Source organism: Pseudomonas siliginis, assembly GCF_024072275.1.
Taxonomy (GTDB): domain Bacteria; phylum Pseudomonadota; class Gammaproteobacteria; order Pseudomonadales; family Pseudomonadaceae; genus Aquipseudomonas; species Aquipseudomonas siliginis.
The window spans coordinates 5331051-5343209 of sequence record NZ_CP099598.1; the positions used below are offsets into that span (position 1 = coordinate 5331051).

9 protein-coding genes are annotated in these 12159 nt (G+C 61.1%); 5 read left to right on the forward strand and 4 right to left on the reverse strand.

Features of this window, described 5'->3' with window-relative positions:
• Positions 1-24 precede the first annotated feature (24 nt).
• Positions 25-2421: a PAS domain-containing sensor histidine kinase gene (locus tag NF676_RS24565; protein WP_252886885.1), complete on the reverse strand. Its 2397-nt coding sequence runs from the start codon at positions 2419-2421 to the stop codon at positions 25-27.
• 74 nt (positions 2422-2495) lie between these two features.
• Here NF676_RS24565 and NF676_RS24570 point away from each other — a divergent pair, with 74 nt between their 5' ends.
• A complete protein-coding gene (locus NF676_RS24570; protein WP_236167646.1) occupies positions 2496-3482 on the forward strand; it encodes an alpha/beta hydrolase family protein in 987 nt (328 codons plus the stop codon).
• A gap of 123 nt (positions 3483-3605) precedes the next feature.
• On the opposite strand, the gene NF676_RS24575 is transcribed toward NF676_RS24570, so the two are convergent.
• The 3 genes from NF676_RS24575 to NF676_RS24585 are packed head-to-tail and all read right to left on the reverse strand — an operon-like array spanning position 3606 to position 6062.
• The gene (locus NF676_RS24575; RefSeq protein ID WP_252876997.1) at positions 3606-4373 is read right to left on the reverse strand and encodes a TerB family tellurite resistance protein; all 768 of its coding nucleotides are present in this window, start codon (positions 4371-4373) and stop codon (positions 3606-3608) included.
• Between the two features lies 1 nt (position 4374).
• On the reverse strand, positions 4375-5046 hold the full coding sequence (gene murU / locus NF676_RS24580; RefSeq protein WP_150743532.1) for an N-acetylmuramate alpha-1-phosphate uridylyltransferase MurU: 672 nt from the start codon (positions 5044-5046) through the stop codon (positions 4375-4377).
• Entirely contained in the window at positions 5043-6062 is a 1020-nt protein-coding gene (locus NF676_RS24585; RefSeq protein ID WP_252886886.1) for an aminoglycoside phosphotransferase family protein, read from the reverse strand. The genes murU and NF676_RS24585 overlap by 4 nt, the downstream gene beginning before the upstream one ends.
• Before the next feature lie 130 nt (positions 6063-6192).
• Between NF676_RS24585 and NF676_RS24590 the strand changes: the two genes are divergently transcribed.
• From NF676_RS24590 to rsmA, 4 genes are read left to right on the forward strand one after another with little or no spacing between them, the layout of a single operon-like run.
• On the forward strand, positions 6193-8991 hold the full coding sequence (locus tag NF676_RS24590; protein ID WP_095181412.1) for an LPS-assembly protein LptD: 2799 nt from the start codon (positions 6193-6195) through the stop codon (positions 8989-8991).
• Complete coding sequence (gene surA / locus NF676_RS24595) at positions 8966-10288, forward strand: peptidylprolyl isomerase SurA (protein WP_252886887.1); 1323 nt, start codon at positions 8966-8968, stop codon at positions 10286-10288. The genes NF676_RS24590 and surA overlap by 26 nt, the downstream gene beginning before the upstream one ends.
• Positions 10285-11274 (forward strand): 4-hydroxythreonine-4-phosphate dehydrogenase PdxA, encoded by a 990-nt coding sequence (pdxA, locus tag NF676_RS24600; RefSeq protein ID WP_056786671.1) that lies wholly within the window; start codon positions 10285-10287, stop codon positions 11272-11274. Before surA ends, pdxA begins: the two co-directional genes overlap by 4 nt.
• Positions 11271-12089, forward strand: a complete 819-nt coding sequence (gene rsmA / locus NF676_RS24605; protein ID WP_041476699.1) for a 16S rRNA (adenine(1518)-N(6)/adenine(1519)-N(6))-dimethyltransferase RsmA — start codon at positions 11271-11273, stop codon at positions 12087-12089. Before pdxA ends, rsmA begins: the two co-directional genes overlap by 4 nt.
• The last annotated feature ends 70 nt before the right edge of the window (positions 12090-12159 follow it).

Here is a 12159-nt window from a genome sequence, read left to right on the forward strand (position 1 = left end):
CGTCAGCACTCACAATACAAAACCTCAGACCTCACTTACCGGCACCCACACTTGAAGACTGGTGCCCTCCCCCGGCTCACTCACAAGCTCCAGCCGCCCGCCCATGATCAGCACCCGCTCACGCATACCGACCAGACCAAACGACGTCGGCCTACCCTCGGCCGCGACAAATCCTACGCCATCATCGCTGACCGTCAGGCACAATTCATCGCCATCCAGCGCCAGCGTCAACTCCACCGTATGTGCCTGAGCATGGCGCATCACGTTGGTCAGCGCTTCCTGCAGAATCCGGAACAGCCCCACCGCTTTGGCATCGCTGAGCGCCGGCAGATTGTCCGGCACCTGCACCAGACACGGAATCTGCGTGCGCGCCTCGAAACGCCGCGCCTGCCACTCGATGGCCGAGGCAATCCCGGCATCCAGAATCGGCGGACGCAACGCGGTCGCCACATCGCGCACCAGCTGAAATAACTGTGCGATCAGGCGCTTCATGCTGTTGAGCCGCTCGTTGAGTCCCGGATCGAGTTGCGCGTAGGCCAATTCGCACATCGATGTCTCCAGTTTCAGCACGGTGAGCATCTGTCCCAACTCATCATGGACTTCCCGGGCGATGCGCGCCTTCTCTTCTTCACGCACGCTTTCCAGGTGCGCCGACAGTTCGCGCAGTTGCTCGCGCGAGGCCGCCAGTTCCAGCTCGATGCGTTTGCTTTCGCTGATGTCCCAGACAATGCCGTCCCACACGTAGGCGCCATCCTCCAGCTGGCGGGTGATCGCCTTGATCTCGGCCCAGCGCTGCTCGCCCCGGCGCGTGACGATGCGGCCCTGCCACGACCAATCGCTGTCAGTGTCCAGCGCCTGATCCTGGGTACGGTGATAACTGGCCCTGTCATCGGGGTGCACCAGACTGCGCAGGCCCATGTCGCGATGGGCGATGGCTGCCGGTGCATAACCGACCAGACTTTCGCTGCCCTCACTGATGTAGGCAAAGTCGATCTGCCCGGTGACCGGTGCCCGCTCCAGCCTGAACACCAGACCCGGAACGTTGGCGGCGATGCCTTGCAGGCGCGCCTCGCTTTCCTGCAAAGCGGCGAGCGCGCGGCGGCGGTCGGTGACGTCGGTGAGGTAGACCACCAGATATTCACTGTCGCGAAAACGCAGAAAACTCAAAGACACGTCGGCCGGCAGTACGTTGCCATCGGCGCGCAGGCAGCTGGTTTCGAAGCTCAGCGGCCCTTCTTCACTGGCCCGCGCACGCTTCCACAGATTGAGCCAGCGATCCATGTGCAGGCCGGGCTCGAAATCGATCAGTGGCCGTTCGATCAGCCCGCCCGAGGGATAGCCGAGCATGTTTTCCGCTGCGCGGTTGGCGTAGCGCACATGGCTGTCCCAATTGACCCAGAGGATGCCGACGGTGCTTTGATCGATGGAAAACTGCGTCAGCCGCAGCGCCTCTTCACTGGCCGCGCGCAACGCAATGTCTTCGCGGGCGCTGAGCAGGCGTTGTTCGAGGCTGTGCTGTTGGCGCCGCTGCCAGACCACGATGGCCGCGCAACTGAGCAGCATCACCGCGAACAACAGGCTGAGGTTCTGCCAGAACCCCGGCGACTCGGTCAGCCGTGGGTATTTCGGCTGCAGCCATTGGTTGTGCAGTTGTTCCAGGTCCTTGGCCGGTATTGCGCGCAAGGCGCTCTGGACGATGCCGGCCAGTTCCGGCCAATCGCGCCGCGAGGCCACGCGCAGCAACTGCGGCAGGCCGATATCGCCGACCACCACCAGTTCGGCAAACTCCGGCTCCACCGACAGACGCCCCAACTGCGCTTCGTCGACCACCGCGTAGGAGGCTTGCTGACTCAACAGCAGCTGCAAGGCCTGACGCTCCAGCGGCACGCCTTGCAGATTCAAGTGCGGATAGTTGCTGCGCAGATAATCGGCGGTGCTGCTCGGCATACGCACGGCGACGCGGGTCTGGCTGTCGAGCTTTTCCAGATCGACCGCGCCGCTGCTTTTCTGATCGCTGACCACCAGTTGCGGCACGCGCATGTACGGGTCGGAAAACTGCCAGAGACGCAGCGCGCTCGGGGTCTGGCTGAGGCCCGGAGCGATGTCGATCTCGCCCTCGCGCAAAGCGTTTTCCAGCGCCCCGAGATCCTGGAAGTTGCGCCAGCTCAGCTCCACGCCCAAGGTTCTGGCGAGCAGCTTCATCAACTCGACATTTGCCCCGGACAATCGCTGCAAGCGCCGATCGTAGGTCGCGTAAGGCGCCTGCAAGACCAGGCCGACGCGCAATTCGTTGTGCTGCGCCAGCCATTGCTGCTGCTCTGGCGACAATTGCGCGGCATGGCCCGGCGGCGCAGGCGCCGCCCAGCCCATCAAGGGAAACCACAAACAGCCGATAACCCACAGGCAGCAAAATCGCTTCATTGAAGTCTCATACACTGACAAATTCTGACCAACCCATTAGGCTGCCGGGATACTTTTCTGGCCTGGAATAACCGATGCCCTCTGTCTACCGCCTGGCACTGCCAGCATTGTGCCTGTCGCTGATCCTGCCTTGTGCGTTTTCCGTCGAAGCCGCCGACCCGGCGCCCGCCGCCACGGATAAACCCGCCGAGGAAAAACCGGCCGAGCGCCAGCCACTGCTTGAGCGTAGTCAGGAAGAGGCCGCCGCACTGCAACGTAAACTGCCGGCGCAAGAGCAGCAACAACTGCAGGCTGGCAGCGACACTTTCCTCGCCCTGTGGAAACCGGCCAACAGCGCCGAGCCCAAAGGCGCGGTGATCATCGTTCCCGGTGCCGGCGAAACCGCTGACTGGCCGCAGGCAGTTGGCCCGTTGCGAGGCAAATTGCCGGATGCCGAGTGGAGCAGCCTGAGCATCACCCTGCCGGATCTGCAAAGCGACGCCATTGCTCCGCGCGTAATCGAACCGGCCGCCGCGCCGAAAGCCCCGGAAACCACAAGCAAAGACGCCACCACCGCACAACCGATCGAACAGGCCGCTGGCGGTGAAGCGGAAGTCGCCGAACAGGTAGTGGCCGAGACCAGCGAAGAACAAACCAAAGCCGACGCCGAGCGCATTTTCGGACGGATCGACGCGGCGATTGCCTACGCCGAACAGCAAAGCGCGCGCAGCATTGTCGTGCTCGGTCACGGCACCGGTGCCTACTGGGCGGCGCGTTTTCTCAGCGAGCGACAAACGCCGCAGGTGGAAAAACTGGTCATGGTTGACGCGCAAGCACCAGCCAAAGCCCTGCCGCCACTCGCCGAACTGACGCCGACACTGAAGCTGCCGACGGTGGATATTTTCTACATGGACAGAGCGCTGGATCGCAACGCAGCGCTGGAGCGCATGCAAGCGAGCAAGCGCCTGAAGACCTCGGCGTTCAGCCAGGTGGCGCTGAAGGTGTTGCCGGACAAGAAGGCTGAGCAGGAACAGTTGTTTCGGCGGGTGCGGGGCTGGTTGAATCCTCAGGCTGTTGACTGACTGTCACACCGAATCGCCCTTAATTCGCGAGCAGGCTCGCTCCCACATTGGATCTATGCACAATTCAATGTGGGAGCGAGCCTGCTCGCGAAGGGGCAAGCACAAGCAACACCCATCTAACTTCTAGCGAAAATCCCGCCGCTCGCGAATCAGCGTATAGGCGTTATGCAATTCCCGCGTACGCTCGGTCGCGTCACGCACCTGCGCCGGGGTCGCCCCGCTGCCGGCGATTTTGTCCGGGTGATGGCGACTGAGCAATCGCCGGTAAGCGCGCTTGATCTGTGCCGGCTCGCTGCTCGCCGACACCCCAAGCAGCTTCATCGCCTCCTGATAGCTCACTGCCGCACTGACGATCGGCCGCTTGCCCGGCTCGTAATCGCTGGCCAGCGCTTGCACCTGCTGCGACGTCCAGCCGAGCCACTTGCCCCACTGCGCCAGCAACTCGCGTTCGCTGACCCCGGCGCGACCATCAGCCCAAACCATTCGCCAACAGGCGCGCAACACACCTTCGGCCGCGTGCGGTTGCGCACTCAAACGACGCAGATAGCCGCGCAGATTGTCGCTGCCGGACTTGCCGCGATTGAACGCGGCAATCGCCCGCCGAGTCGCCGGCTCGCTCATTTCCAGCGCGCGCATTTCATTGCGCGCCTGCTGGATATGCCCGTCAGTGACGCGCCCGTCGCTCTTGGCCAGACGCCCGAGCAACACAAACAGCAGTTCATCGTTACGCAGCATCGGCCGGCCGCCGAGCTTTTCGCGTAAGTGTCCCCAGCTCTGCAAGTGCAGGCGCCGATCCAGCGCCTGCCCCAACAACGCCCCAAGCATGGCCCCCGGAATGCTGGCAATCGCGTACCCCACTCCGGCTCCAATCAGAGTCCCTGGCCACAGCATCTCAGTGACTCGCTCTTATCAAGGCTTCGGCTTCGGCCAGACGCTCGTGGGTACCGACATCCACCCAATGCCCCTTCAGACGCTCGCCCGTCACTTCATCTTTGTCCATGGCCTTGCGCAGCAGAGGCGCGAGCTTGAAGGCGCCATCGCTGCAACCATCGAACAACTGCGGATGCAGCACGGCGATGCCGCTGTAGGTCAGCGTCTGCGCATCAGGCTCGCCGTCCTGCACTTTGCCGTCGATGAGAGTGAAGTCGCCTTTCGGGTGATGCGCCGGATTGTCCGCCAGCACCAGATGCGCCAGGCCATTGATCGGCTGGTGCAGCACGCTGAAGTCGTAATCGGTCCAGATGTCGCCGTTGACCACCAGAAACGCATCGTCACCAAGTAACGGCAGCGCACGGAAAATCCCGCCACCGGTTTCCAGCGGCTCGCCTTCCGGCGAGTACTGGATACTCAGGCCGAAACGCGAACCGTCACCCAGATGATCCTCGATCTGCTGACCAAGCCAGGCGTGGTTGATGACGACTTCGTTGAAACCTGCGGCCGCGAGGGCGTGCAGGTGATACTCGATCAGCGGCACGCCAGCGGCACGCACCAGCGGTTTCGGCGTAGTCAGGGTCAGCGGGCGCATGCGCTCGCCTTTGCCCGCTGCCAGAATCATTGCCTTCATGCCGTCGCTCCAGCACGCAAGCTGCTGAACAGCGCTTGCAGTTCCGCCAGTTCAGGGCGGCGCGCGATCACTGCTTCTATATAAGTGAAGAAGCGCGGCACATCGGCCAGATAACGCGGCTTGCCATCGCGATGGCAGATACGCGCGAAGATGCCGATGACTTTCAGGTGACGCTGCACGCCCATCAAGTCGCTGGCGCGCAGGAAGTCTTCGAAATCAGCTTGCACCGGAATGTCCAGTGCCGAGGCTTGCTGCCAATAACTTTCCAGCCAGCCGCGTACACGTTCTTCCGGCCAGCTGAGGAAAGCGTCCTTGAACAGGCAAGTCACGTCGTAGGTCACCGGGCCGTACACCGCGTCCTGGAAGTCCAGCACGCCAGGGTTCGGCTCGCTGAGCATCAGGTTGCGCGGCATGTAGTCGCGGTGCACCAGCACTTTCGGCTGCGCCAGCGCGCTGTCGATCAAGAGCTCGCTGATGTGCTGCCACTGTTGCTGCTGGGCCGCATCGAACTCGACGCCCAGCTCATGCTTGACGTACCACTCGGGGAACAACTCAAGCTCACGACGCAACAAGGCGACGTCGTAACTGGGCAACGGCGCAACCATCGGCAACTGTTGAAAAGCCAACAGCGCTTGCAGGGCATCGTGGAATAACGCGTCGGCATTTTCGCCATCGATGACGTCGAGATAGGTCTTGTTGCCCAGGTCATTGAGCAAAAGAAAACCGCGTTCGAGGTCTTCGGCGTAAATTTTCGGCACATTAATTCCGGATTTCGCCAGCAAAAAAGCGATATCCACGAACGGTTTGCAGTTTTCCTGGGGTGGCGGCGCGTCCATCACGACGAAGCTGCGACCATCGCCCTCCCAGCGGAAGTAGCGGCGGAAACTCGCGTCGCTGCTGGCCGCGGTCAACGTGGCCGGGGGCACGGTGCCCCAGCCCTGCTCGGCAAACAACTTTGCCAACTGCTCATCGAGCCAAACTTTCAGGTGTTGCAAGCGTACATCTTGGTCAGGCATTGCAAGGGTCTCCGACGGCGCTAGCCGTCAAGCGGGTCATGCTTTATTATCCAGCATCTTTTTCAGACCATCGAGAGGCGTGCGGCCCACACCGCGGGCAGATGGCACGCAGGAAGCCCGGACTAATAAGATGGCATTGAAATCCCCCGCGTTTCGTAAAAAATTTCCATTGTTGGTAACCGGCAGTCTGCTGGCTATGCAACCTCTGGCCAGTCAATTCGTTGTTGCCGCCGAGCAGTATGACTGCTCCGTCTCGGCTACGGGTGGCTGGGACTGTGCGCCCAAGTCGCCCGCCGCGGCATTGCCGCCGCGTCCGGTGCATGACGGCAGTGCCGTCAGCGCCGCCGGCGAGCCTGCGGCCGACAAGGGTTCCGACGCCGACACTGGCGCGAAAACCGCACTGGTCACCGAGTCCAAGGGCCGTGGCCTGAAATCCCGTAGCGAAGACTACAGTCACCTCGACTGGGTTCCGCGCGAGAAGCTCACCGCCGCGCAATTGGCCGAGACCGGTCCTTACTGCTCTGGTTCCTATATCGAACCGATTCGTCCTGGCATGAATGACAAGACGAATAAAAGTGACGCGCCGACCTTCATCGGTGCCAAAGCGTCGCGTTACGAGCAGGACACCCAGGTCGCCAGCCTTGCCGGTGACGTGATCATGCGTCAGGGCAGCATGCAGGTCGAAGCCGACGAGGCCAATCTGTATCAGGCCGAGAGCCGTGGCGAACTGGCCGGCAACGTGCGCATCCGCGACAACGGCGCGCTGATCGTCGGCGACCACGCCGATGTACAGCTCGACACTGGTGAAGCCAAGGTCGACAACGCCGAATACGTGATGCACAAATCGCGCATCCGCGGTAACGCGCTGTATGCCAAGCGTGCCGAAAACGCGATCATCCGCTTGAAGGACGGCACGTACACCACGTGCGAACCGAACAGCAACGCGTGGCAGCTCAAGGGCAACAACATCACCTTGAACCCGGCGACCGGTTTCGGCACCGCGACCAACGTGACGTTGCGCGTCAAAGACATCCCGATTCTGTACACCCCGTACATCTACTTCCCGATCGACGACCGTCGCCAGTCAGGCTTCCTGCCGCCGACCATCGGTTCGGGCAGCGACACCGGCTTCATGCTGGTCACCCCGTACTACTTCAACCTGGCGCCGAACTATGACGCCACGTTGTACCCGCGTTACATGAGCAAGCGCGGCATGCTGGTGGAGGGTGAGTTCCGCTACCTGACCAAGTCGAGTGAAGGTCAGTTCGGTGCGGCGTACCTCAATGATGAGAACGACGATCGCAAGCTTCAGTCCGACTACAAAGACACTCGCTATATGTACAACTGGCAGCACAAGGGCGGGCTCGATTCCCGTGTGCTCACAGAAGTTGATTACACCAAGATCAGCGATCCGTATTACTTCCAGGATCTGCAGACCGATCAGATTGGTGTGAAGAGCGATGATTTCGTCAATCAGCAGGGTGCGGTCAGCTACCGTGGCGACAACTACACCGCACGCCTGAATGCTCAGCAATATCAGCTGGCTACCGTTTCCAACATCACACCGTATGGTCGTCTGCCGCAGATCACCTTCAATGGTCAGCTGCCGTACCATCCGGAAGGTCTGAATTTCGATTACGAGACCGAGCTGGTTCGTTTCGATCGCGATCTACGTGATGGCGACTTCATCAATGAAGATGGCATTGCCGAGCGTCGTCTGGACACAAACATCAGCGGTCTGGCCCGCGCTAACGGTGATCGCCTGAATCTGAAGCCGGGCGTCAGCCTGCCGATGAACTGGACCTATGGTTTCCTCAAACCATCGTTGAAGTATCAGTACACGCAGTATCAGCTTGATCTGGATAACACCGGCAAATCCCAGATTGATGCGCTGTCGCCGGAAAACCAGAAGCTTTACGGCAAGTTCGACAGCAACCAGAGCCGCGGCGTCCCGATTGCCAGCATCGACAGCGGCCTGTATTTCGATCGCGATACTTCCTACTTCGGCAAGAATTACCGCCAGACTCTGGAACCACGCCTGTTCTACCTCTATGTTCCCGAGACAGATCAGGAAGACATTCCAGTATTCGACACCAGCGAATATACCTTCAATTACTCTTCGCTGTTCCGCGACAACCGCTTCTCCGGCGCCGACCGTGTAGGCGACGAGAACAAACTATCGCTGGGCGTTACCAGTCGCTGGATCGAAGAAAACGGGTTTGAACGTCAGCGCATCAGCGTGGGCCAGGCGTACTACTTCAAGAACCGCGAAGTGCAATTGCCTGGTATCGATGCGAAAACTCGTGAAGACTCCAAATCCAGTGTTTCGCCGTACGCGCTCGAATATGAATACCGCTGGAACCGTGACTGGCGCGCCACTGCCGATTACAACTGGGATCCGGACAGCCGCAGCCCGCGCTCCGGCAGCGCGATGTTCCATTACCAGCCTGCGGACAACCCGAACAAGGTCATCAACGCCGGTTACCGCTATCGCAACGACCAGGTTCGATACGATCAGAATACTGGTCAATGGTCGGTGGGCGGCGGCGACTACGGCACCCCGGGTCAACCTGGCTACGTGAAGGACTACTACAAGATCCAGCAGCATGACTTCTCGGTCATCTGGCCGATCGTTCCGCAGTGGAACGCCATCAGTCGCTGGCAGTACGACTACAACCGCAATCGCACGCTGGAAGCCTTCGGTGGTTTCGAATACGACAACTGCTGCTGGAAACTGCGCCTGATCAACCGTTACTGGGTCGCCTATGACGAAAACAGTCAGAACGCCCCGGAAAACGAAAAAGGCGACCATGGCATCTTCCTCCAAATTGTTCTGAAGGGACTCGGCGGCCTGACTGGCGCCAAGGTAGAGAGCTTCCTCGACAAAGGCATTCAAGGTTATCGTGAACGTGAAGACCAAGCTTTCTGATTGTCTGCGCCCGGTGCTGCTGGGCGCGCTGTTCCTGGGTACGGCGGCCAACGCCGCCGTACAGTCCATCGATAAAGTGGTGGCGATCGTCGATAACGACGTGGTCATGCAGAGCCAACTGGACCAACGCGTTCACGAAGTTCAGCAGACCATCGCCAAGCGCGGTGGCGGTCTGCCGCCTCCAGGCGTGCTGGATCAACAAGTGCTCGAGCGTCTGATCGTCGAAAACCTGCAACTGCAGATCGGCGAACGTTCCGGCATCCGCATCACTGACGAAGAGTTGAACCAGGCTGTCGGCACCATTGCTCAGCGCAACAACATGAGTGTCGATCAGTTTCGTGCTGCACTGGCTCGTGACGGCCTGAACTATGACGACGCCCGTGATCAGATCAAGCGCGAAATGATCATCAGCCGTGTGCGTCAGCGTCGTGTGGCGGAGCGTATCCAGGTGTCCGAGCAGGAAGTGAAGAACTTCCTCGCCTCCGACCTCGGTAAGATGCAGCTGTCCGAAGAACTGCACTTGGCCAACATCCTGATTCCGACCCCGGAAAGCGCCAACTCTGAAGCCATTCAGAGCGCTTATCGTCAGGCGATGGATGTATACCAGCAGCTCAAGCAAGGCGCCGACTTCGGTCAGATGGCCGTGGCCAAATCCGGTAGCGACAACGCGCTGGAAGGCGGCGAGATGGGCTGGCGTAAAGCCGCACAACTGCCACCTCCGTTCGATCGTGAGCTGAGCAGCATGGCGGTTGGCGACATCACTCAGCCTGCGCGCACGCCGGGCGGCTTCATCATTCTGAAGCTGCTGGGCAAACGTGGCGGCGAAGCGCAGATGCGCGACGAAGTGCATGTCCGCCACATCCTGGTCAAGCCGAGCCCGATCCGCGACGAAGCCAAGACCAAGGCACTGGTGCAATCGTTGTATGACCGCATCACCGCCGGCGAAGACTTTGCCGAGCTGGCGAAAAACTACTCGGAAGACCCGGGTTCCGCCCTCAACGGCGGCGACCTGAACTGGATCGACCCGAACGTGCTGGTACCGGAATTCCGCGAAGTGATGGCTTCGACCCCACAAGGTCAGCTGTCCAAGCCATTCCAGACCCAATACGGCTGGCACGTGCTGGAAGTCCTTGGCCGTCGCGCCACTGACGGCACCGAACAGGCCCGTGAGCAGCAAGCGATGTCCGTACTGCGTAACCGCAAATACGATGAAGAGCTGCAAACCTGGCTGCGTCAGATACGTGACGAAGCGTACGTAGAGATCAAACTTCCTGGTGCAGACCAGGCAGCGCAGTGAAACCCAAGCGTTTCGCGCTGACACCCGGCGAACCGGCCGGCATCGGTCCCGACCTGTGCCTGCTGCTCGCCGCGCAAGCCCAGCCACACCCCCTGATTGCCATCACCAGCCGCGACCTGCTCCTTGAGCGGGCCGCGCAGTTGGGGCTGGCCGTCAATCTGCTGGATGTCGCGCCGGGGCAGTGGCCAGATGCTCCAGCACCGGCCAACAGCCTGTACGTCTGGGACACGCCGCTCAGCGCACCGGTAATCGCCGGGCAACTGGACAAGGCCAACGCGGCATTCGTCCTCGAAACCCTGACCCGCGCCGGCAACGGCTGCCTGAATGGCGACTTCGCCGGGATGATCACCGCGCCGGTGCACAAAGGTGTGATCAACGAATCGGGTATCGCGTTCTCCGGACACACAGAATTTCTCGCCGACCTGACGCACACCGCGCAGGTAGTGATGATGCTGGCCACTCGCGGTTTGCGCGTGGCGCTGGTCACCACCCACCTGCCCCTGCGCGAGATTGCCGACGCGATCACCCCGGAGCGGCTGGAGCGGGTCACGCGAATCCTGCACGCCGACCTGCAAGACAAATTCGGCATCGCCCGGCCCCGCATCCTGGTCTGCGGTCTCAACCCGCATGCCGGTGAAGGCGGCCACTTGGGCCATGAAGAAATCGACATCATCGAACCGACATTAGAGCGCCTGCGCGGCGAGGGCATGGACCTTCGTGGCCCGCTGCCTGCCGACACTCTGTTTACCCCCAAATATCTGGAGCACTGCGACGCAGTGCTGGCGATGTACCACGACCAGGGCTTGCCCGTGCTCAAGTACAAAGGCTTCGGCGCTGCCGTCAACGTGACGCTGGGCCTGCCGATCATCCGCACCTCGGTCGACCATGGCACCGCCCTGGATCTGGCCGGCAGCGGCAGGATCGACACCGGCAGCCTGCAAGTCGCCCTGGAAACCGCCTACCAGATGGCCGAGACCCGTTTATGAACGAGCAATACCAACACAAGGCGCGCAAACGCTTTGGTCAGAACTTTCTCCACGATGCCGGTGTTATCGACCGCATTCTGCGCTCCATCCACGCCAAGCCTGACGACCGCCTGCTGGAAATCGGCCCCGGTCAGGGTGCGCTGACCCAAGGTTTGCTGGGCTCCGGCGCGCAACTCGACGTAGTGGAGCTGGACAAGGATCTGATCCCGATCCTCAATCAGCAGTTTGCCGGCATGAGTAATTTCAACCTGCATCAGGGCGATGCGCTGAAGTTCGACTTCAATACACTGAACGCCGCGCCAAACAGCCTGCGGGTGGTCGGCAACCTGCCGTACAACATCTCCACGCCGTTGATTTTTCACCTGTTGAACAACGCCGGCATCATTCGCGACATGCACTTCATGCTGCAGAAAGAAGTGGTCGAGCGCCTGGCCGCAGGCCCGGGTGGCGGTGACTGGGGTCGTCTGTCGATCATGGTCCAGTACCATTGCCGCGTGGAACATCTGTTCAACGTCGGCCCGGGCGCATTCAACCCGCCGCCGAAAGTCGACTCGGCGATCGTTCGTCTGGTGCCCCACGCGGTACTGCCGCACCCGGCCAAGGATCACAAGTTGCTGGAGCGCGTGGTACGCGAAGCCTTCAATCAGCGCCGCAAAACCTTGCGCAACACCCTCAAGCAATTGCTCAGCAATGCCGAAATCGAAGCCGCCGGCGTCGATGGCAGCCTGCGTCCCGAGCAGCTGGATCTGGCTGCATTCGTGCGCCTGGCCGACCAGCTCGCGATACAGGTCCCGGCAGCTCCCGCTGCCGACTGACCCGCGATGAACGCTATCGGGCAGCACACCACTCTGGTTTACTGCCCGATACTTGCCTAGACTGATTCCC